This is a genomic window from Epilithonimonas sp., from assembly GCF_056329745.1.
In genome coordinates this window covers 1-21899 of the sequence record NZ_JBWEYV010000027.1, presented here as the reverse complement: position 1 = coordinate 21899, position 21899 = coordinate 1, and the positions used below count along the sequence as shown (strand labels likewise).

Sequence of the window (21899 nt, the reverse complement as noted above, 5' to 3'; positions counted from 1 at the left end):
TTTTGATGCCTGTCAAAATTTTTGGCAGACTATCTTTTTCATTAACGTAATTCTGTAGCTTTCATTATATTTGCACAGTCAAAAAATGAAATAAATTGGACATTGATTACAAATGAATGCTTAATAGCGTTTTGCAATTTGCCATAGCTTCATCACAATGACATTAAGCAACAGATATAATGAAATATAAAAGAATCCTTCTTAAACTAAGCGGAGAAGCCTTGATGGGTGAGCGCCAATACGGTATTGATAACGACAGGCTAAAAGAATATGCCGCCGAAATTAAAAAAGCGGTGGACAAAGGCTGCGAAATAGCCATCGTGATTGGTGGTGGTAATATCTTTCGTGGCTTGGCTGGTGCCGCCAAGGGGATGGACCGCGTTCAGGGTGATTATATGGGCATGCTGGCTACCGTCATCAACGGGATGGCTTTGCAGGGCGCATTGGAAGATGCCGGGATTATCACAAGATTGCAGTCTGCCATAGAAATGGATAAAGTAGCAGAGCCTTTTATCAAAAGGAAAGCGGTGCGCCACTTGGAGAAAGGGCGTGTGGTGATCTTTGGTGCAGGTACAGGTAATCCTTACTTTACCACAGATACCGCAGCAACATTGCGTGCCATAGAGATTGATGCTGATGTGATACTTAAAGGGACAAGGGTAGATGGTATCTATGATAGCGATCCGGAGAAAAACGCCGATGCTGTCAAATTCAACAGCCTGTCGTTTGAAGAGGTTTTCGAAAAAGACCTGAAGGTAATGGATATGACTGCTTTCACACTTAGCCATGAGAATAAACTGCCAATCATCGTCTTTGATATGAACAAAGCCGGTAACCTGGAAAGGTTGATAGAAGGCGAGAATATCGGGACACTCGTTAACGTATAGTGCTAAGTAATTGATTATTTATCGATTATCAACTATCATTTATAAAAAAAAGACACCTGTCAATAATCAAATTTTAAATATACAATGGAAGAATTAGAACTCATTGTAGCATCGGTAAAGCTGGAGATGGATGCTGCAGTAAAGCATTTGGATCATGCTTTTCAAAAAATCAGAGCCGGGCGTGCCTCTACCAACATGGTGCAAGATGTGATGGTGGAATATTACGGATCTTTGACACCGCTTAATCAGGTGGCTAATGTCTCCGTGCCAGATGCCATGACGATCTCTATCCAGCCTTGGGACAGATCTGCCATTGGTGCCATAGAAAAAGCTATCATCAATTCCAACCTGGGCTTTGCACCGTCAAACAATGGTGATGTTATCATCCTGAATGTACCACCATTAACCGAGGAACGCAGACGCGAACTGGCCAAACAGGCTAAAGCCGAATCTGAACAGTCCAAAGTGGTTATCAGAAATGCCAGACAGGACGGAAACAAAGAACTTAAAAAACTGGAAAGTGTTTCCGAAGACCTTATAAAAGGAGCAGAGAAAGAAATCCAGGAACTGACGGATGCTTACGTTAAAAAGACAGAAGACCAGCTGAAAGTGAAAGAGGCTGAAATACTTAAAGTGTAAGCTTAGAAAAAAAATAATCATAAAAACCCGCAGATTACTGTGGGTTTTTCACTTATAGCAATTCTCATCAATTCGATTCAATAAAAAATAGAATCCATTGGTTGATTAGAATCCTTATCGTAAATTTGTGAAAATCTAAAAATTAAAAATATGTCTAAAGCTATTTCCAGGGTTCCGGCCGTTATCAACGAACCTGTAAAATCATACGCACCAGGCTCCGAAGAAGTTAAAAGCCTGATTGCAACTTATAAAAAATTGTGGAAAGAGAAAGCTGAGATCCCAATGGTGATTGGTGGTAAAGAAGTTAAAACAGATAAAAAAATACAACTAAGCTCACCTCAGGATCACCAACATGATTTTGGCTTCTATTATGAAGGAGATATATCTCATGTAGACAGAGCTATTGCGGCGGCTTTGGCTGCCAAATCCAAGTGGAATGCGCTAGGGTGGGAACAGCGTGCTGCGATCTTCCTAAAAGCGGCTGACCTTTTGGCAGGACCTTACAGGGATGTTATCAATGCTGCAACAATGATTGGACAGTCCAAGAATGTTCATCAGGCAGAGATCGATTCTGCATGTGAGTTTATAGACTTTTTGCGTTTCAATGTAGAGTTTATGACCGAGCTTTATGCAGATCAGCCCGTTTCTGAAAAAGGCATCTGGAACCGTGTAGAATACCGTCCGCTGGAAGGTTTTTGTTTTGCGGTTACACCGTTTAACTTCACTGCTATATCCGGAAACTTGCCGGCGTGTATGGCTTTGATGGGGAACGTGGTGGTTTGGAAACCATCGGACAAGCAGGTATTTTCTGCCAAAGTGATTATGGATGTGCTGAAAGAAGCAGGACTTCCTGATGGTGTGATTAATATGATTTTTACCGATGGAAAAGAGACTGCGGAAAAAGTTTTAGCGCACCACGAATTTGCAGGCCTTCATTTCACAGGTTCTACAAAAGTATTCCAAGGCATGTGGAAAATGATTGGCGACAATATCCATAACTATAAATCTTACCCAAGGATTGTTGGCGAAACCGGAGGAAAAGACTTTGTGATGGTTCACCCTTCTGCTAATGTGGAGGCTGTGGCTACCGGATTGGTAAGAGGTGCTTTCGAATATCAGGGGCAGAAATGTTCTGCAGCGTCCAGGGCTTACATTCCTCAATCTCTTTGGAATGATGTAAAAGGCGTGATGGAAGCGCAGATTAAAACCATCAAAATAGGTTCTCCGGAAGATCCTTCCAACTTTGTGAATGCCGTGATTGATAAAAATTCTTTCGAGAAATGCAAAGGTTATATAGACAGGGCCAATGCGGCCAGTGATGCCCAAGTGATTATTGGTGGGAAGTATGACGATGCCAAAGGCTGGTTTGTAAACCCAACAGTAATAGAAACATCTAATCCGTCTTACGAAAGTATTGTTGAAGAAATCTTTGGCCCAATCCTCACCATCTATGTTTACGAAGACGATAAATGGAACGAGACTTTGAAACTTGTGGATACATCTACACAATATTCTTTGACGGGTTCTATTTTTGCGCAGGACAGATACGCGATTGATGAGGCTTACAAAGCATTGGAAAATGCATCCGGTAACTTCTATATCAATGATAAACCAACAGGTGCGGTAGTAGGGCAGCAGCCATTTGGTGGTTCCAGAGCTTCCGGTACCAATGACAAAGCCGGTTCAAAAATGAACCTTCTGCGTTGGGTGTCTGTAAGAAGTATCAAGGAAACTTTTGTCTCACCAAAAGATTATAAATACCCTTATTTGGGATAAGATCATCCTAAATTAAGTCAATTTGTCATTCTGTAGGAATCTTATCGTCAATTTTATAATTGGCAGGATTCTTTCAGAATGACATTTTGTTTTTATATCAACCCAATTCCTTTATTACATATGAAAAAAGCACTTATAATAGTAGATGTTCAAAATGATTTCTGCGAAGGCGGCGCACTGGCTGTTCCCGATGCTAACAGCATAATCCCTTACATCAACCTTCTGATGGAGGAAAATGATTATGACCAGGTGGTTCTGACTCAGGACTGGCACCCTGCCAACCACAAGAGTTTTGCGTCCAATAATGGTAAAAGTGTAGGTGAAACCATATCACTCAATGGCGTTCCGCAGTTTATGTGGCCGGATCATTGTGTTCAGGGTACCTTTGGAGCAGAGTTTCATAAAGATCTCAATAGGGACAAAGTGACGCACATTATTCAGAAAGGGAAGAACCCAGAAATAGACAGTTACAGCGGTTTTCAGGATAACAACCATTTTATGAAAACCGGTCTTGAAGATTTCCTGAAATACCATGACATACAGTTGGTAGAGATTGTAGGTCTTGCGCTGGATTATTGCGTCAAATTCACGGCCCTAGATGCGGTGAATGCCGGATTTATGACCTGCGTACATTTCAATGGAACCAGAGCCGTCAACGTAAAACCAGAGAACGGCAAAAATGCAATCTACGATATGCTGGAGCAGGGTGTAACGATATTGGGATAATATTCTCACAAATGATTAAGACCGGATTACAACCGGTCTTTTTTATTCATTACGCAGTTTTCTTCTCAGTTTGAAGCGGTGTCGCGAGAAATGGGTTTGACCATTTTGTTTGTCTGTGGATATGACGCTTATGTTGCCATCCACTTCAAGGATGGCAAGCTTAACCTCACTGATTTTCTCGATACCATGTTCGTGTACGGCTTCTTCCAGCTCATCATCTGAAATTTGAACTTTTTTAAGAACATCGGGGAAAACAGTGCCATCTTTGATAAGGATATAAGGTCTGTCCTCAATCAGTTCTTTAATTTTTTGATTTTTAAAAATAAATTTTTTCAGTATAAAGTTGGCCACAAACAGGACAACTGCCGCAACTAGGCCACCCTGCAAGCTACTGTTGGAACCTACCATGGCATTTTGTACCGCATTGCTTATCAGCAGCAGGAGGATGACATCGCCGGCGTTGAGCTGGGATAACTGATTTTTACCAAAAACTCTTACGGCAATCACCATAAAGGCGTACACAGCTAAAGAGCGCAGCACAATATCTAAAATAGGATTCAAGGATTTTTTATTTAAGGAGATAAAGTTAGGATAAAAGTTGAAATTCTAATGAGTGCAATTATTAAAATTACGCTTTAGTAGTTTATTTTTGATTTTTGATTGAGATCACTACCGATTAAATATTTATTTAACAAAATTTTAAGAGCATAGTTTTTTCTTTGGCATTTTAGTTGTAAATTTAGACTTGTTAACAACCATTTAATAATCACTTAAAAAATTATAACAATGTCTAAAAAATCAAACTCCGCAGCGGTATTGGCTGCACTTTTAGCAGGAGCTGCAACTGGTGTAATCTTGGGATTGCTTTATGCACCAGAAGAAGGTAAAGAAACCAGAAAAAAAATCAAGGATAAAGCCAATGATCTCAAAGATAAGGCGGTTGATGAATACAGTAAAACATCTGACAAACTAAAAGATAAATATTCTGAAGTGTCTTCTAACGTTAAAGATAAATATGATGCTTTGTCTTCACAGTTTAAGGAAACAGCAAATAATGTCGCAAATACGGTGAAAGACAGTTACGATAAGTATAAAGATCAGGTGGTTTCCAAAACATCTGATGTTGTAAAAGATGTAGAATCTGAATTGGAGGGGCTTAAATAGTTCTCTAAATAATTCTGCAAAAAGGAACTTAGTTTCTAAGTTCCTTTTTTTGTAAACTGAATCCTGATTAAATATTGACTAAACCGACTATTATGGTAGAAATTATAAAAGATTATTTGGGAAAACGCATAGAGCTGATTAAGCTTCAGGTAACGGAGAAATCTTCTCTATCTGCCGGTGTGGTAGCCTTTTTGTCGATTATTCTTGTGGCTTTCACTTTTTTTATTATTCTTTTTAATTTTGGAATTGCCTTTTTGATCGGCGAGGCTTTGGGTAATATATCCTATGGATTTTTGATTGTATCAGGGTTTTATTTCCTAGTAATTCTGCTTGTCATCTTAATGAAAAAAGTCATTGTGAATTCGGTGGCTAATAGAGTGATTGATTTTCTAAAACAATAATTATGAGCGACTATAAAAATATTAAGGAGCTGCGCGCTCACAAAAAATTGCTTAAAACCGAAATTGAAAATTTGGAAGATATCCTGACCTTTAAGGATAAAAAGGAAAGCTTAGGCATCCTGACTCATGGTTTTACAGATAACCTTTTGAAAGAACGTATAAACCCCGATGGCGGCACAAGTGTTTCTATTGATACACAAGGTATTATGCATCAAATATCTGAGGGAATCAAAGAATCTGCCTCCAAAAAAAACGTGGCTGGTCTTGCAAAGGATAGTGTTTCATCTGGCCTATTGGAAACCACAATCAAAATGGGCGTTGTTGCACTGGTTGGTAATTTTGCCAAAAAAAGTGTTATGAACAAAAACTGGAAAAGAAAGCTGATTGGATTGGGAATGGTTTATTTGGCACCTTACGCATTAAGATTCGTGCGAAAAAAGCTGGATGATTATCAAAGGCAGCAAGCCGCATCCAGCATGGAGAAATTAATATAGATTCAGCTCAGTAACTTTAGATTATCTTTGGGAGAAAATGTTTCCCAATATAATTCCCGCCGACATAGAAACGTTAAGACTTTCCGTTGATTGATTTCTTCCAAATCTTGGAATTGTAACCATTTGGCTGATTAATTTTTCTGTTGTGCAGCGCAAGCCATTTCCTTCATTACCAAATACCAGTGAAAACTTATCTGGATATTTTATTTTATAAATATTATCGCCTGTCATATCGGTTCCTAATATAGGATATTGATAATTAGAGAGATAATTCTCCAAATCTGTGTAGCAGACATTCACCCTGAGAAAAGATCCCATAGTGGCTTGGATGACTTTTGGATTGTAGAGATCCACGGTGTCATGACTGCAAATAATCTGTGAAATACCAAACCAGTCAGCGAGTCTGATGATAGTCCCAAGGTTTCCCGGATCCTGAATTCCGTCCAATACAATCTGGATATCTGCATCTATTATCTTAGATTCTGATGGAAGTTCGCATATAGCCACAGAGTCTTTTGGATGTTGCAAAAAACTTATTTTCTTAAGTTCTGCGGAGGTGATTTTCTCCGCATTTACCGTTTGAAAAGGCAATTGATCGGGATCTAAGGAATAAAGTTCCTTAATCTGGTAATCAGAATCTGGGAGTTCTTTTATGATTTTATTACCTTCAACTAAAAACAAATTGTATTTTTGCCTGTATTTCTTCTTGTCCAGAGACTGTATTATCTTTATAGTATGAGCCGTAAGCATATTAACAAATATTTTCAAAAATATCATATATTTTATTACGCCGCAATTTTAAGTGTTTTTTTGTTGGCTTGTAATGTGACCAAAAAAGTACCAGATGGTGATTATCTTCTTACCAAAAATAATTTTGATTACACAGATGGTAAGATTTTCGGTGGGGAAATCCCAGATCTTGTGGCACAAAAGCCAAACAAGAAGACGCTCTTGTTTTTTCCTTTGGGACTGGGTCTTTACAATATGGCTAATCCCAAATATGATACCATCCTCAAAGAATATATGACCTATCCCAATGAGATGCGTAATCAAAAACTTCGGGATTCATTATTCATTAAATATGACCATCCAGAGTTTGTGGGGCGAAATCTTTTCTGGAACCGTTTTTTCCATACGGTGGGGCAGGCACCTGTCATCTATAGCGATGGAAAAACCAAGCAAAGTGCCAAAAGTATTAACAACCGATTGATAAATCGTGGCTATTGGGATGCGGAAGTGAAAACGGATGTTAAAAAAGATTCTGCGGCGAAAAAGGCCGAGGTCAATTATATAATTACGCATAAAGATCCAACTTTTATAAAAGACTATTTTTACAATATTCCTGATGCCAGTATAAGAAGCATCTATGAAACGCAATTGGATAAAAGCCTGGTTAAGAAAAATCAGATTCTTGATGAGACGGTTTTGGAGAAGGAAATTACCAGAATCAACGACTTGATGCGCGAGCAGGGTTACTACAAATTTAACAATGATAATCAAGATATCTACTTTGTAGCCGATTCTTTACAAAGCCGTAAAAATGTTCCGATGACCATGAATATTGTTAAAGATTCAGTTGGAACACCATACCGTAAAGCAACTATTGGAAATATAAAAGTTTCATTAATAAGAGGTTCTAATACCGATAAACTACCTTTGAAGGATAGTCTTTGGGGAATCAACATCTTGAGGAGGGATAGCGCTTACAAGGTGAGAGCCCTTTGGTTACCTATTACCTTGAGACATGGCGAAGTGTACAGCCAGGCCAATCTTGATCTCACAAGACGTAACCTTATTTCGATGAATAATTTTACAATCCTGAAAGCTACGGATGAACTTCGTAAAGAAGGTACAGCGGCAGAACGTGATAGTATTGTGGATGTAGAATATGTGCTGCGGCCACTGCCAAAATATGAATTCAGTGTGGCTACGGACGTGCATTATTCTCAAATTCTCAATTTTGGTTTTTCACCTTCTGTAGATCTTACCACTCGTAATGTTTTTGGTGGTGCGGAAAATCTTATTACCAGTTTTTCCGGGATTATTGGTACCACAAAGGATCCTAAGAAGGACAACGCCCTGTTCAATGCGTACGAACTTTCAGCGCAAACATCATTACAGTTTCCGAGACTTTTTGTGCCGTTTAAAAATTACTGGAAAGTCATTCCCAAGCGTTATTCACCAATTACAAGCTTAACGTTGGGGGCATCTGTGCAGAATAATATTGGCCTGGGACGTATCAACTTTAATACTGGATTGTCTTACTACGCTAATGTAAGTGACCGCGTGCAGCACAAGTTAACCCTTTTTAATACTCAGCTGAGTCTTACCCAGAACAAAGATAAATATTACAACTATTTTCCGGCGGAAGACGGCATAAGGAATACTGTATTTAATTGGTACAAGGATTTACACCCAGATATTAATCCATCTAATTATTCTTATGATCAGATTTCTAAAATCATTGTTAATGATCCTGCTTTTTTGGCTTCTATACCTGCCGAAAATCAGGATGTTATCAACAGTTTTAGGCAATCCCTTATTAATAAAGACCGCCAAACCCAAGACGTCATCATATCCTCGATGATTTATAATTATACTTATAATGAAATGGGTAAAAAAGAATACCGTAATCCTGTATTCTTTAGCGGAAAAATAGAACTGGCAGGTAATATTCTCAATATGCTATCGGGAAAAGAGAGCGAAAACGGTGTGGTTTCGGGTAATTCTAAGACCATATTTAAGATTCCATTTTCGCAGTTTGTGAAGTTTGATTTTGATTTTAGGAAATATTTTTCATTTTTTAATGACAGAGCCAAGCCTCATACATTGGCTTTTCGGCAACTTGTTGGGATTGGAATCCCATATGGGAACTCTTCAGCAATGCCCTTTATCAGGTCTTATTTTAATGGAGGTTCCTATGATATCCGTGCTTGGGTAGCTTTTGGTGGTCTTGGACCTGCAGATTCCCAGTTGGATGAAAAAGTTCGTTCCTATGCTATGGATAATGTGAAACTTACCACCAGTATAGAATATAGGATACCGCTTACAGATATGTTTGAAGCTGCTGTTTTCACAGATGCCGGCAATATCTGGGGGCTAAAAGATACCGGGTTTGGGGATCAGTTTAAATTTAAAAAATTTATCAGCCAAATGGGTGTGGGCAGTGGGTTTGGTCTTAGGATTAATATTGCTTACGTAAACCTGAGGCTGGATATGGCTTATAAAATCCACGACCCAAACCGTCCGGAAGGGCAGCGGTGGGTGATTGATAAAATCAAGCCACTAAAACCCACAATTAATTTCGCAATTGGTTATCCTTTCTAATAATATCTATTTATGCGTTGGCTAAAAATTATATTAATCCTGTCTTGCTGTCTTTTTGGTGCTTACTCCATATCTATGAATTTTGTAGATGACAGTAAGAGTTTTACACATCAGACAGAGATTAATTATCCCATAGATAAAGTATTTCCTCAATTTAACAACCTGCAGAATTTTTCTGTATGGAATGATTATTTTGCTCAGAAAAAAGATTTGTCGTTTGCCTATTTTACACCTTATGAAGGGTTGGGAAGTGCTATGAAGTTTTCTGATAAAGATAACGAAGTGAACGGAGATCTATTTATCCGATACTCCAATCCTGGCAGGACATTACGCTACCAACTTTTTGAAGGCGATAATGATAATCCTTATCTAATAGATGTAAAATTCGTTCCTCAGGGTGACAAAACTCAACTGATATGGAATGTGCATACCCCAAAGCGAAGTTATCTGCAAAGATCACTTAATCTGATTACAGAAGATTTTTTTGTTGATAACATTGATAAAAGTATGAAAAACCTGTACCAGCTTCTTGGTAATAAGGTAGATAAAGATCAAAAGCTGGCATCAATCAAATATGATAGTATTATGGTAGAGCACCAGGATGGCGGTTTGCTGTTGGGTGTGAATGTAAGTTCAAAAAATACCAAAGATCTGCTTTTTAAAAATATTATAATGAACCACAGCAAGGTGGTCAACTATGTTCGTTCCGATCTTGGTAAAAAAGATGACGAATTTGGCACCCCGATTCTCCTTACTAATCCTGCAAGTCTTAAGGATAAAGAAGTCTCTTACTTTTATGGTGTGCCGCTACCCAAAAGAATTGCCGTAAGTGATAACAATTTTACCTTCCATACGCTAAACGCTGGGACAGTTTATTCAATCTACTATCAGGGCAATTACAACAACCGGGTACAGAGTGTTCAGGAATTACTTAAAAAGGCAAAAAAAGATACCATGCGAAATGGGCAGCTTATAGAAGAATTTTTGGAAGAACCTTTTGAAAATCAGCCTGTAAAATTAAAACTGTCTTTGCCGGTCTATCGATAATATAATCTGATAAAAATCACTTATATTTATCGGAATAAATCTTGCATCCAAATGCCAGTCAACAAAAAATTAGTAAATTTGTTGGCAACTACATAAAAATTAAAATTTTAACAGATAATCTGTAATAATGGATAAATTTTCGTTTCTAAATGCCGTACATGCTCAGCTAATAGATGACATGTATGCGCAGTACCAAAAATATCCAGACGCATTAGAACCTTCTTGGAAAGCTTTTTTCCAGGGTTTTGATTTTGCGCTGGAACATTACAATAATGATGATTCTGCCGATAATGCTAATGCAGGTGCTTCTGCTCCCGTGCAGTATGCGCAGCAGGCTGTGGCTAACAACACCGTTTCCGATGATATTGCAAAGGAATTTATGGTGCTCAACCTCATTGATGCTTACCGCTCCAGAGGACATCTTTTCACAAAGACAAATCCAATAAGGGAGAGGCGTCATTACTTTCCAACACTGGATATAGAAAACTTTGGTCTTTCCAAAGAAGATCTCAATAAAAAGTTCAATTCTGCGATACAAACTGGTATGGCAGGACCAGCTACTTTGCAGGAGATCATTACACATCTACAGCATATCTATTGCGATTCCATTGGTGTTGAATTTATGCACATCCAAAACGTGGAGGAGAAAAAATGGATCATGCAATGGGTAAACGTTAATGAAAACCATGCCAGCCTTTCAGCGGCAGAAAAGACAGAAATTCTTTTCAAACTGAATCAGGCTGTTGCATTTGAGAATTACCTTCATACCAAATTTGTTGGGCAGAAACGTTTTTCGCTGGAAGGTGGAGAATCGTTGATTCCTGCATTGGATCAGCTGATTACCCGTTCTTCCCAACTGGGTGTAGACGAGGTGGTTCTTGGGATGGCTCACAGAGGCCGTCTTAATGTTTTGACTAATATTTTCCAAAAGTCGTACAAGCAGATTTTCTCTGAGTTCGAAGGTAAAGAATTTGAAGAAGACGTTTTCTCAGGTGACGTAAAATACCACTTGGGATCTTCCAAAAAAATAACTACAGCCAATGGCGAGGAGGTAAGAATCAACCTGACACCGAATCCTTCTCACTTAGAAACTGTAGCATCTCTGGTAGAAGGGATTTGCCGTGCTAAAGTTGATAATACTTACAAAAATGATTTTGGTAAAGTATTGCCAATCGTCATCCATGGTGATGGTGCCATTGCAGGGCAGGGTATTGTTTACGAAGTGGCTCAGATGATGAACCTCGAAGGTTACAGAACCGGTGGCACAGTTCATATCGTGGTTAACAATCAGGTATCTTTTACTACCAATTTTCTGGATGCAAGATCATCGATTTACTGTACGGATATTGCAAAAGTGACCGATTCTCCCGTGATGCATGTCAATGCGGATGATGTAGAGGCGGTTGTACATGCTATCAGGTTTGCCGCAGACTTCCGCTCTCAGTTTGGTAAGGATGTTTACATCGATCTTTTGGGATACAGAAAATATGGGCATAACGAAGGTGATGAACCAAGGTTTACACAGCCCAATCTATATAAACTGATTTCTAAACATCAAAACCCAAGGGAGATTTACAAAGATCTTTTGATTAAAGAGAATGTAGTGTCTGATGAAGTTTTGCAGAAAATGGAAAAAGAATTCAAAGCTTTGCTAGATGAGAACTTTGATGCTTCCAAAGAAATCGAACGGAATACCATGGACGTCTTTATGAAAGATGACTGGACGGATTTCCCTAACGGTGCAAAAGGTGCCGTGAATGTAGGAGTAGATACCACTTATGACTTAGCCAAACTTAAAGAGCTGGCTATTAAAATCTCTACTTTGCCTGCGGAAAAAAAATTCATTAACAAAATTACAAGATTGTTTGATGCCAGGTTGAAAATGGTAGATAATGACTCTCTGGATTGGGCAATGGGTGAGCTTTTGGCTTACGCCACATTGCTTACGGAACGTTACAACGTGAGGATTTCTGGGGAAGATGTAGAAAGAGGAACATTCTCCCACCGTCATGCCGTTGTAAAAACCGAAGATACAGAGGAAGAATATGTACCTTTAAAACATGTTAACGATCAGCGTTTTGATATTTATAATTCACATTTGTCAGAGTATGGCGTACTTGGTTTTGATTATGGTTATGCCATGGCAGCCCCAAGAACATTAACGATTTGGGAAGCCCAGTTTGGTGATTTTGCCAACGGCGCGCAGATTATCATAGACCAATATTTGGTGGCGGCCGAGGAAAAATGGAAAGTTCAGGACGGATTAGTGATGCTTCTTCCTCATGGTTCCGAAGGTCAAGGTGCTGAGCACTCATCTGCAAGACTGGAAAGATTCCTAGCTCTATGTGCCAACGAGAATATTATCGTGGCAGATATCACAACACCGGCTAACTACTTCCACTTGTTGAGAAGACAGATGAAATTTGGCTTCAGAAAACCATTGGTGGTGATGACTCCAAAATCATTATTAAGACATCCAAAAGTGGTTTCTCCATTAGAAGATCTGGCCACTGGAAGTTTCCATGCTGTATTGGATGACCCAACGGCAGACGCTGCAAAAGTGGAACGTTTGGTTCTTTGTACAGGTAAATTGTATTATGACCTGTTAGCGAAAAAAGAAGAAATTAATGACGACAAAGTGGCATTGGTAAGACTGGAACAGATTTATCCATTGGATCAGGAAAAAATCAATGCTGTTTTTGCTAAATATAGCAACAGAAAAGACCTGATTTGGGCACAGGAAGAACCAGAAAATATGGGCGCATGGAGTTTTATCCTTAGAAATTTCCGTGATACAGGTATTCAGGTAATTTCTCCTGTAGCCAGCGGAACTCCGGCACCGGGAAGCCATAAAATGTTTGAAAAAAATCAAACCAAAATTATTTCCCAGGTTTTCCAGACCAGCGCAGAAGTTGTTGAAAAACCTGTTAAAGCTTAATCGAATTAATAAACTATAAAATACTCAGCACTTGCTGTGTTAAATTAAAAAAATCATAAGTATGTCAATATTAGAAATGAAAGTTCCTTCACCTGGAGAATCTATCACCGAAGTAGAAATTGCTACATGGCTGGTAAAGGACGGTGATTATGTAGAAAAAGATCAGCCTATTGCAGAAGTAGATTCTGATAAGGCAACACTGGAACTTCCTGCGGAGCAAAGTGGTGTAATTACCCTAAAAGCTGAAGAAGGCGAAGTGGTACAGGTAGGGCAGGTAGTTTGCCTGATTGATGTGGATGCTGCAAAACCGGAAGGTGGATCTGCACCGGCCGCCGAAGCACCGAAAGCTGAGCCTAAAAAAGAAGAGCCTGCACCGGTAAAAGCGGAAGCTCCTAAAACAGATTCTTATGCTGCACAGACTCCTTCACCTGCTGCCAAAAAAATCCTTGATGAAAAAGGAATCGCTCCTAGCCAGGTAACAGGTACAGGCAGAGATGGCAGGATTACAAAAGAAGATGCTGTAACGGCTTCGGTTCCTGCTATGGGAACGGCGCCTGCTGGCGGAAACAGAGGTCAGTCTACAACAAAACTTTCAGTTCTCAGAAGAAAAGTGGCAGCAAGATTGGTTTCTGTTAAAAATGAAACGGCTATGTTGACAACTTTTAATGAGGTTGACATGTCAGAAATTTTCAGAATCAGAAAGCAGTATAAAGAAGAATTCATTGCTAAACACGGCATTGGTTTGGGCTTTATGTCTTTCTTTACAAAAGCGGTTACCAGAGCATTGGAGCTGTATCCGGACGTGAATGCTTCCATTGATGGTGATTATAAAATCAATTACGATTTTGCCGATATTTCTATTGCGGTTTCCGGTCCAAAAGGATTGATGGTTCCTGTCCTTAGAAATGCAGAAAACATGACTTTGAGAGGTGTAGAAGCTAATATCAAAGATTTGGCGATCAAAGTGAGAGATGGTAAAATTACCCTTGACGAGATGACTGGTGGTACATTCACCATTACCAATGGTGGTACATTTGGTTCTATGTTGTCTACGCCAATTATCAACCCGCCGCAATCCGCTATCTTGGGTATGCACAACATTATCCAAAGACCGGTAGCCGTTGATGGTCAGGTAGTCATCAGGCCAATGATGTATGTGGCATTGTCTTATGACCACAGAATTATCGACGGGAAAGAATCTGTAGGATTTTTGGTTGCTGTGAAAGAAGCAATCGACAACCCTGTAGAATTCCTGATGGGCGGAGACGAAAGAAAAGCCTTGGAATTGTAAAAAATTACATTCAACATATAATTTAAAAGAGAACATTTTTTGTTCTCTTTTTTTGTTGGTGATAATTATTGGGCAGCTCAATCCGCCTTCAACTCCCAAACCTAACGAAGTGGTTCAAGGTAGTCAATCTTTTTTGCAGACGATTTTTGTTTAAGTCGAAACAACATCCACGCAAAAAAGCGATTTCCGTTTAAGTCGGGCTTGCTGGTTTCAATATACGAGTGAAAATAAAAACCCACTTACGTAGATTATGAAACTTTTATAATTTTACGCCTTTGTGAACTTAAAATATTTTCAATTAAAGAAAGAAATTTTGAGGACTTTGTGTTCAAAAAATATTCCCACAAAACTAAAAACCATTTCCAAAATTCACAATTAATCCTTACTTTTGAACAATGGAAAATTTCATCGTATCCGCACGCAAGTACCGTCCGCAAGAGTTTGATACTGTTGTTGGGCAATCCCACGTTACCGATACTTTGGAACACGCCATTGATGAAAACCAGTTGGCTCAGGCCTTGTTATTCTGTGGTCCGAGAGGTGTTGGGAAAACGACCTGTGCCAGGATTCTTGCCCGGAAAATCAACGAAAAATCCGGTGCGGCGGATGATGACGGCTTTGCTTTTAATATTTATGAGCTGGATGCCGCATCCAACAACTCGGTAGATGATATCCGGGAATTAATAGATCAGGTGCGTTTTGCGCCTCAGGTAGGAAAGTACAAGGTTTATATTATCGATGAGGTTCATATGTTGTCTCAGGCAGCGTTCAACGCATTTTTGAAGACTTTGGAAGAACCGCCAGCACACGCTATTTTCATCCTTGCTACAACGGAGAAACATAAGATTATCCCAACGATTCTTTCCAGATGTCAGATCTATGATTTCAAAAGGATCACAATCGAGGATATCCAGGCCCATTTGAGAAAAATTGCGGAGAAAGAAAGTATTAATTACGAGGATGATGCACTTTATCTGATTGCTCAAAAAGCGGATGGCGCTTTGAGAGATGCTTTGTCTATCTTTGACAGGCTTAGCACATTTTCCCAGAAAAACATCACGCTGGAGAAGGCTGCGGAAGTCCTTAATATTCTAGATTATGATCAGTACCTTAAAATCGTTGATCTGGCTAAAGACAATGATATTCCGGGAGTGTTGACGGCTTTCGATGAGATTGTTAAAAAAGGTTTTGACCCGCATATTTTTATTGCCGGATTGGGAAACCATTTCCGGGATCTGATGATGGCTCAAAATCCAAAAACACTGAACCTGATTGAAGTTGGTGAAAAAACCAAGTCTAAATTTGCAGAACAATCTCAGAAATGGTCTGCCCAACAATTAATTGACGGCATCGAAATCTGCAACTTTGCCGACATTAATTATAAAAATTCAAAAAACCCAAGACTGACGGTGGAGATTGCCTTGATGCAATTATCCAGTCTCACTGCAGGTTTGGAAGCTAAAAAAAAAAGTTCCTGATATTAGCCCCGCTTCTCGAGGCTAATCTTATACCTAAATCTGAAAATCAAAATCAGGCTTTGACAGCTAAGTCAGAGTCAAAAACGGCTGATTCACCCTCACCCAAATCTTCTTTTGAAGAACCCAAAAAAGTCATCCAAAAAGCATCAGAACCTATTAACAAAGTTAATCACGGGTCACAGTTCAGCATCAAAGCAGCTTTAGAGAAAAAAGAGGAAGTAGTGAAAGATGCGCTGGCAGAGGTCAAAGATGAAAACCTGCCGTCTGATCATTTTTCACAAACAGAGTTGGATCAGGCCTGGGAACTTTTCCTCAAAAACCTTTCCAAAACCAATACGTTTGCTTACAATGCCATCAGCAGTTTTAAATTGCAAAAGGATGACGAAAATACAATTGTAGTCAAATATTCTTCCGAAACGGCAAAATCTGAATTTGATAGGTTGAGTAATGAATTTTTCAACCATTTTAAGAGGAAAGTCAACAATTTTAAAATTGATGTGGATTACGCGATGGACCGGACGATTAAAAAGGAAATTATGACCAAGCGTAAGATTTTTGAGCGTTTTGCTGAGATCAATCCTTTGCTCAAAGATCTGGATGACCTGATGAAATTCGATTTAACTTAAATAAAATGCAATTATATTTTGCAGCTTACAGGAAATTTATATATTTGTTAAAGATTTCTCTGGAAACAGAAGAAAATTATTAATCAAAACAAGCTAGAGATCCTTTAATTATAGGATTTAAACAAATGGAATCGAACAAATTTCCATATTTTACAACTACAGAATCTGCCTTTTATTGGGGCGGGTTATTTAGCTTTTTTGGATTTTATCACAGAATTTTCAGAACCTATTACCGATTTTATTGGTTTAAGTAACTGAATTTCTTTCTCAAAAAAACGCGGATTATTTCATTTTCCGTATCACATTTAAGGATTTTTAAACGGTATTTTTTGAAAGGAATTATAAATTAAAATTTATAACAGATCAACTATTGCATTATTTTAACTAACAATTATAAAAATAAAATGAACTTAAACGAATTAAAAAATGATTGGATAAAGGAGTTCCCAAGTCCAATGATTATTGCAGGACCTTGTAGCGCAGAAAGCGAATCGCAAATGTTGGAGACAGCCAAAAGGCTAAAGGAGAGTGGAGCGGAGATTTCGGCTTTTCGCGCCGGGATTTGGAAACCACGTACAAAACCAAACGGTTTTGAAGGAGTTGGCGTGATTGGTCTTAACTGGCTGAAAAAGGTAAAAGAAGAATACGGTTTTAAAACGGCTACTGAAGTGGCTAATGCCCACCACGTTTTTGCAGCATTGGAGGCAGATGTAGATATCCTATGGATTGGTGCAAGATCAACGGTTAACCCGTTTACAGTTCAGGAAATTGCCCAGGCCTTGAGAGGAACTAACAAACCCGTTCTGGTAAAGAACCCGGTCAACCCGGATTTGGCACTTTGGATTGGTGCTTTGGAAAGATTATTAGGCCAAGGTGTTGAGAATTTGGGTGCCATCCACAGGGGATTTTCAACTTATCAAAAAACTAAGTACAGGAATATCCCGAACTGGCAGATTGCCTTGGATTTTAAAAATCAGTTCCCAAATATCCCTTTATTTATAGACCCTTCACACATCTGTGGTAACAGGACAGGTTTGGCTGGCGTGGCTCAGGAGGCCTTCAACGTAGGTTACCAAGGTGCGATTATAGAAAGCCACTGCAATCCGGATGAAGCTTGGAGTGATGCAGCGCAGCAGATTACGCCGGAGGTTTTGGCTGATATGATCAATAATCTTCAGATCCGTAATTCTGATATTTCTGGTTACGAAGATGAGATGGGAAAACACAGAACGCTTATCAGTGATATGGATTTCCAGTTGATTGAATTGCTGTCTCAGAGAATGCGGATTTCTGAAAAAATCGGAATTTTGAAGAAAGAAAACAATATCGCGATCTTCCAGCCGGAGCGTTGGAAAATCATCACCGAATATGCTAATCAAAAAGCTTTTGAAACAGGAATGTCTCAAGATTTTATAGAGAAAGTTTTCAAAGCAATCCACGAGGAAAGTATCGAAGTTCAGAATCATATTATGATTGATAAATAATCAATCCACAACATTTAGATAATTACTAAACCCAATCCCTTTCTAAGTCTTTAACTTGGGAAGGGATTTTTATTTTTAATACAATAATTATAGTAAATTTGCCACAAACAAAATTCTACTATTTGAAAGGAATCATCATCAAATCAACCGGAAGCTGGTATCAGGTTTTGGAATCAGAAACCAAAGCTGTTTTCGAAGCACGGATCCGCGGAAAATTTAAATTGATAAAAACGCGCCTTACCAATCCGCTGGCGGTAGGAGACGAGGTAGAATTCTCTCTGGAACAGGATGATGTGGCTTGGATTACAAAAATATTTCCTAGAAAAAACTATTTGATCAGGAAGTCGGTTAATTTATCAAAAGAAGCTCATATTATTGCCTCTAATATTGATATTGCCTGTTTTATTTATACACTTAAATTTCCGGAAACATCACTTGGTTTTTTGGATCGTTTTCTGGCATGTTGTGAGGCTTACAATATCTCTGCGTTGATTCTTTTCAACAAAATAGACATCCTTTCAGCCGAGGAACAGGAAATTGTTCAAAATATTGATGCAATGTATCAGAATATTGGTTATGATACGTTGGAGATTTCGTCTTATTCTAGGCTTAATCTTGATAGGCTTCAGAATAAAATTAAAGATAAAACTTCGGTGTTTTTTGGGCATTCTGGTTGTGGAAAATCAACTTTGGTTAATGCTTTGCAACCCAGCTTAGACCTTAGGACTGGTGAGATTTCTGACACGCATCTCAAAGGAAAACATACCACAACGTTTGCGCAAATGCACTTTTGGGATTTTGGAGGCACTGTGATAGATACACCTGGCGTTCGGGAATTTGCCATGATCGACGTGGAAAAGGATGAGATACAGCATTATTTCCCGGAGATTTTTAAAACTGGAAGGGCATGCAAATTTCATAATTGCATGCACATCAATGAGCCAAAATGCGCGGTGATTGCAGCCTTGGAAACTGGTGACATAGCGGAAAGCAGATATATTACCTATCTTAAACTGATGGAAGAAGCCGAAGAGATTAATCAAAAATAAAAAATCCCAAAATCTAATAATTGTGGGATCTTTTTTATGTGCTTTATAAATTTTTTGAAATTTCCAGCCTAATGTGACAAAAAAGTTATTGTATCTTTTGTCAAGATTCATTCATAACCCTATTAAACATTAACTGTGAAAAATAACATTTACTCACTTGTCAAAGATCATATAATTTCGACACTATAATCAGACTCATAGATATAATAATTCACTATTTTATACTTGTATTTGTCATTGATTGAAAGCCCTATATAGCGGCTCAAATTCTAATTGCTAAGTTATTGCCAAATATTAGGTAGCTATAAGCCTAACTATTTTTATTCATTTTTGTATTAATCTTCTTGAGATCTCCTTTAATCTCAAGAAATAGGTCCTTAACATTTTGAATATTGATGTCTCCCGGATCAAATTCTTCAGTCGAAATGGCACAAGCAAATTCCCATATCTCTTTAATTTCGGCAAGCGGAATTTGGTAAGGTTCGTAGAAACTGTTATCGGCTTTTACACATATGAAATTTGTTTCATGAAACTGAAACCTTTTGTAAGTAATGCCTTCATCGGTAACGAAGATGTAAGTTTTATCTGTTTTAAGGTAAGATAAATCCTCTATATATTTTCCCACAATAAAAGTATGGTCATTGTAAGGTGGCATAGAATCGCCACTAACGGGAAATGCCCTGAATTTTCCGTTTCGCAAAAAAGGTAGAGAGATGGTCTGTAGGCTCTCAATATATTCCGGATCACTGTATCCGTTGAGGTAACCCATCGATGCTTTTTCGGTAACAATTTCAATCTGGTTGTCGCCATCTGCAGTAACCGTGATGGGCAAAAGCACTCGATTTCCAGATAGTTTAATGAGATCGTCCGCTGGATACTTCTCAAGATCTAATGTCAAGAGTAGGTCTATACTTATTTTAAAAAACTGTGACAACTTTATCAGCAATTCAATCGGTGGCTGGGATCGCCCATCTTCATATTTGGCATATCTTCCACGGGTGATCACCAGTTCATCTGCAATCTTTTGTTGGGACAAGCCTTTCTTATTTCTCAGAAAGCGTATGTTTTCAGCTAATTTTGACATTGATATAATTTGTATCAACAAATATAATTAAATTTGATACAAATTGTATTTATTTTTGAAAATTGAATCGTGCAATTAACCATGTATTTATTCTCTATTTGTAAAATTACATAAACAATTATATGCTATAGAGTTTCTAATTTGTATTTATGAAGATGGCGTTTTAATCTTCAACAAATTTTTAAATTTTGAAAGCAAAAATATTTAGCATAAACTTTCAACATATACAGTTCTATGTGTTCAATCTACAATTGGAAAAACCTTAATCTTTTCCAACTTTATAAAAGGAATTTGGTGCTTTTAATTTGCCACTTAATACCCTTACATTTTTAAAGTGAATGGGTTAGAAAAATTATTGTTAATCACATATTATCTTTAAATTCTTTTAAGATATTGTAGATCTTCTTCATAATAAAATATTTCTTCCCGATTTATTTACAATTTGCAGTATCTTTGATTAAGTTGATGGATTATTATACCGTTAGCTACCAATATCTCGGATATTTCTGATACCGAGGTTTTTATAATAAAGCATCTTCTGACTATATATGAAAATAGAAAAAATACAGGTTCTGAGAGGACCTAATATCTGGAGCATTACCCGGAAAAAACTGATTCAAATGCGGCTGAACCTGCAAGAAACCGAGCATCAGCCTACCAACAAAATACTGGGTTTCCGCGAAAGGATAGAAACTTTGTTGCCTTCCTTATACACACACCGATGCTCCGAAGGGACAGAAGGTGGGTTTTTCAAACGAGTGGAGATGGGCACCTGGATGGGTCATGTTATAGAACATATTGCATTGGAGATACAAACGCTTGCGGGGATGGATGTCGGCTTTGGAAGAACCCGAGAGACCAAAACGCCGGGCACTTATAACGTTGTTTTCAATTACATCGAAGAGCAGGCCGGGATCTATGCTGCGGAAGAGGCTGTAAAAATCGCAGAATCGCTGATTAACGCAACACATTATGATATTGAGTCCTGTGTCCAGACTTTGAAGGAGATTCGGGAGCGAGAAAGGCTTGGACCATCTACGGGAAGTATTGTCGAAGAAGCCGCATCACGGAAAATTCCTTGGATCAGGTTGGGCAAAAATTCCTTAGTGCAGTTGGGTTATGGGATTAACCAGCAACGTTTTCAGGCTACGATTACAGGAAATACCAGCAGTATTGCCGTTGACATTGCCTGTAATAAGGAACTTACCAAGAAAATGCTGGAAGATGCAGCAATCCCTGTTCCTTCCGGAGATCTGGTTGTGGATGAAGAAGGTTTGCAAAACGTAATCCGTAAAATTGGTTACCCGCTGGTGCTGAAACCGTTGGACGGTAATCACGGAAAGGGCGCTTCCATCAATGTAAAAGATTACGAGTCTGCGAAAATTGGTCTGGAGCACGCCCAGAAATATTCCCGCAAAGTCATTGTAGAAAAGGGTGGTCTCAAATTGCTAGTGCAACTTTTTGTTTTTGTAAAAGTATTATTTTTTT

At 38.5% G+C, this 21899-nt stretch carries 19 protein-coding genes; 16 read left to right on the top strand and 3 right to left on the bottom strand.

Features of this window, described 5'->3' with window-relative positions; genetic code table 11:
• Window positions 1–179 precede the first annotated feature (179 nt).
• The 4 genes from pyrH to pncA all read left to right on the top strand — a co-directional run bounded on the left by pyrH (window position 180) and on the right by pncA (window position 4028).
• A complete protein-coding gene (pyrH, locus tag AC00Y6_RS14800; RefSeq protein WP_474491386.1) occupies window positions 180–887 on the top strand; it encodes a UMP kinase in 708 nt (235 codons plus the stop codon).
• Window positions 888–971: 84 nt separating this feature from the next.
• Window positions 972–1526 (top strand): ribosome recycling factor, encoded by a 555-nt coding sequence (frr, locus tag AC00Y6_RS14795; RefSeq protein WP_474491385.1) that lies wholly within the window; start codon window positions 972–974, stop codon window positions 1524–1526.
• Between the two features lie 150 nt (window positions 1527–1676).
• A complete protein-coding gene (gene pruA / locus AC00Y6_RS14790; protein ID WP_474491384.1) occupies window positions 1677–3302 on the top strand; it encodes an L-glutamate gamma-semialdehyde dehydrogenase in 1626 nt (541 codons plus the stop codon).
• A 120-nt stretch (window positions 3303–3422) separates the two neighbouring features.
• Window positions 3423–4028, top strand: a complete 606-nt coding sequence (gene pncA / locus AC00Y6_RS14785; protein ID WP_474491383.1) for a bifunctional nicotinamidase/pyrazinamidase — start codon at window positions 3423–3425, stop codon at window positions 4026–4028.
• Window positions 4029–4070: 42 nt separating this feature from the next.
• Here pncA and AC00Y6_RS14780 read toward each other — a convergent pair whose 3' ends face one another.
• The gene (locus AC00Y6_RS14780) at window positions 4071–4589 is read right to left on the bottom strand and encodes a DUF421 domain-containing protein (protein ID WP_474491382.1); all 519 of its coding nucleotides are present in this window, start codon (window positions 4587–4589) and stop codon (window positions 4071–4073) included.
• Between the two features lie 225 nt (window positions 4590–4814).
• Between AC00Y6_RS14780 and AC00Y6_RS14775 the strand changes: the two genes are divergently transcribed.
• The 3 genes from AC00Y6_RS14775 (at window position 4815) to AC00Y6_RS14765 (ending at window position 6087) form a co-directional block, all read left to right on the top strand.
• Window positions 4815–5192: a YtxH domain-containing protein gene (locus AC00Y6_RS14775; protein ID WP_474491381.1), complete on the top strand. Its 378-nt coding sequence runs from the start codon at window positions 4815–4817 to the stop codon at window positions 5190–5192.
• 92 nt (window positions 5193–5284) lie between these two features.
• Window positions 5285–5593, top strand: a complete 309-nt coding sequence (locus AC00Y6_RS14770; protein ID WP_474491380.1) for a phage holin family protein — start codon at window positions 5285–5287, stop codon at window positions 5591–5593.
• A gap of 2 nt (window positions 5594–5595) precedes the next feature.
• Window positions 5596–6087: a phosphoribosyl-ATP pyrophosphatase gene (locus tag AC00Y6_RS14765; protein WP_474491379.1), complete on the top strand. Its 492-nt coding sequence runs from the start codon at window positions 5596–5598 to the stop codon at window positions 6085–6087.
• 21 nt (window positions 6088–6108) lie between these two features.
• On the opposite strand, the gene AC00Y6_RS14760 is transcribed toward AC00Y6_RS14765, so the two are convergent.
• A complete protein-coding gene (locus AC00Y6_RS14760; protein ID WP_474491378.1) occupies window positions 6109–6837 on the bottom strand; it encodes a TrmH family RNA methyltransferase in 729 nt (242 codons plus the stop codon).
• Here AC00Y6_RS14760 and tamL point away from each other — a divergent pair.
• The 8 genes from tamL to rsgA all read left to right on the top strand — a co-directional run bounded on the left by tamL (window position 6823) and on the right by rsgA (window position 19327).
• Complete coding sequence (tamL, locus tag AC00Y6_RS14755) at window positions 6823–9414, top strand: translocation and assembly module lipoprotein TamL (protein ID WP_474491377.1); 2592 nt, start codon at window positions 6823–6825, stop codon at window positions 9412–9414. The two genes, AC00Y6_RS14760 and tamL, sit on opposite strands and share 15 nt — an antisense overlap.
• A gap of 12 nt (window positions 9415–9426) precedes the next feature.
• On the top strand, window positions 9427–10461 hold the full coding sequence (locus tag AC00Y6_RS14750) for an SRPBCC family protein (RefSeq protein WP_474491376.1): 1035 nt from the start codon (window positions 9427–9429) through the stop codon (window positions 10459–10461).
• Window positions 10462–10588: 127 nt separating this feature from the next.
• A complete protein-coding gene (locus tag AC00Y6_RS14745) occupies window positions 10589–13399 on the top strand; it encodes a 2-oxoglutarate dehydrogenase E1 component (protein WP_474491375.1) in 2811 nt (936 codons plus the stop codon).
• A 61-nt stretch (window positions 13400–13460) separates the two neighbouring features.
• Entirely contained in the window at window positions 13461–14690 is a 1230-nt protein-coding gene (gene odhB, locus AC00Y6_RS14740; protein ID WP_474491374.1) for a 2-oxoglutarate dehydrogenase complex dihydrolipoyllysine-residue succinyltransferase, read from the top strand.
• Window positions 14691–15085: 395 nt separating this feature from the next.
• Window positions 15086–16168, top strand: a complete 1083-nt coding sequence (gene dnaX, locus AC00Y6_RS14735) for a DNA polymerase III subunit gamma/tau (protein WP_474491373.1) — start codon at window positions 15086–15088, stop codon at window positions 16166–16168.
• Between the two features lie 59 nt (window positions 16169–16227).
• Window positions 16228–16794, top strand: a complete 567-nt coding sequence (locus AC00Y6_RS14730; RefSeq protein WP_474491372.1) for a hypothetical protein — start codon at window positions 16228–16230, stop codon at window positions 16792–16794.
• A gap of 404 nt (window positions 16795–17198) precedes the next feature.
• Window positions 17199–18278, top strand: coding sequence for a chorismate mutase (locus AC00Y6_RS14725; RefSeq protein ID WP_474491371.1), 1080 nt, complete (start codon window positions 17199–17201; stop codon window positions 18276–18278).
• A 122-nt stretch (window positions 18279–18400) separates the two neighbouring features.
• Window positions 18401–19327: a ribosome small subunit-dependent GTPase A gene (gene rsgA / locus AC00Y6_RS14720; RefSeq protein WP_474491370.1), complete on the top strand. Its 927-nt coding sequence runs from the start codon at window positions 18401–18403 to the stop codon at window positions 19325–19327.
• Between the two features lie 310 nt (window positions 19328–19637).
• Here rsgA and AC00Y6_RS14715 read toward each other — a convergent pair whose 3' ends face one another.
• Entirely contained in the window at window positions 19638–20411 is a 774-nt protein-coding gene (locus AC00Y6_RS14715) for an XRE family transcriptional regulator (protein WP_474491369.1), read from the bottom strand.
• A gap of 548 nt (window positions 20412–20959) precedes the next feature.
• On the opposite strand from AC00Y6_RS14715, the gene AC00Y6_RS14710 reads away from it, so the two are divergent.
• A partial coding sequence (locus AC00Y6_RS14710) for a cyanophycin synthetase family protein (RefSeq protein ID WP_474491368.1) occupies window positions 20960–21899 on the top strand: 940 nt, incomplete at its 3' end.

What these genes read in the sequence shown, in the direction of transcription:
- pyrH (WP_474491386.1), top strand. Translation starts at nt 180, where the DNA reads ATGAAATATAAAAGAATCCTTCTTAAACTAAGCGGAGAAGCCTTGATG.
- frr (WP_474491385.1), top strand. Translation starts at nt 972, where the DNA reads ATGGAAGAATTAGAACTCATTGTAGCATCGGTAAAGCTGGAGATGGAT.
- pruA (WP_474491384.1), top strand. Translation starts at nt 1,677, where the DNA reads ATGTCTAAAGCTATTTCCAGGGTTCCGGCCGTTATCAACGAACCTGTA.
- pncA (WP_474491383.1), top strand. Translation starts at nt 3,423, where the DNA reads ATGAAAAAAGCACTTATAATAGTAGATGTTCAAAATGATTTCTGCGAA.
- AC00Y6_RS14775 (WP_474491381.1), top strand. Translation starts at nt 4,815, where the DNA reads ATGTCTAAAAAATCAAACTCCGCAGCGGTATTGGCTGCACTTTTAGCA.
- AC00Y6_RS14770 (WP_474491380.1), top strand. Translation starts at nt 5,285, where the DNA reads ATGGTAGAAATTATAAAAGATTATTTGGGAAAACGCATAGAGCTGATT.
- AC00Y6_RS14765 (WP_474491379.1), top strand. Translation starts at nt 5,596, where the DNA reads ATGAGCGACTATAAAAATATTAAGGAGCTGCGCGCTCACAAAAAATTG.
- tamL (WP_474491377.1), top strand. Translation starts at nt 6,823, where the DNA reads ATGAGCCGTAAGCATATTAACAAATATTTTCAAAAATATCATATATTT.
- AC00Y6_RS14760 (WP_474491378.1), bottom strand. Translation starts at nt 6,837, where the DNA reads ATGCTTACGGCTCATACTATAAAGATAATACAGTCTCTGGACAAGAAG.
- AC00Y6_RS14750 (WP_474491376.1), top strand. Translation starts at nt 9,427, where the DNA reads ATGCGTTGGCTAAAAATTATATTAATCCTGTCTTGCTGTCTTTTTGGT.
- AC00Y6_RS14745 (WP_474491375.1), top strand. Translation starts at nt 10,589, where the DNA reads ATGGATAAATTTTCGTTTCTAAATGCCGTACATGCTCAGCTAATAGAT.
- odhB (WP_474491374.1), top strand. Translation starts at nt 13,461, where the DNA reads ATGTCAATATTAGAAATGAAAGTTCCTTCACCTGGAGAATCTATCACC.
- dnaX (WP_474491373.1), top strand. Translation starts at nt 15,086, where the DNA reads ATGGAAAATTTCATCGTATCCGCACGCAAGTACCGTCCGCAAGAGTTT.
- AC00Y6_RS14725 (WP_474491371.1), top strand. Translation starts at nt 17,199, where the DNA reads ATGAACTTAAACGAATTAAAAAATGATTGGATAAAGGAGTTCCCAAGT.
- AC00Y6_RS14715 (WP_474491369.1), bottom strand. Translation starts at nt 20,411, where the DNA reads ATGTCAAAATTAGCTGAAAACATACGCTTTCTGAGAAATAAGAAAGGC.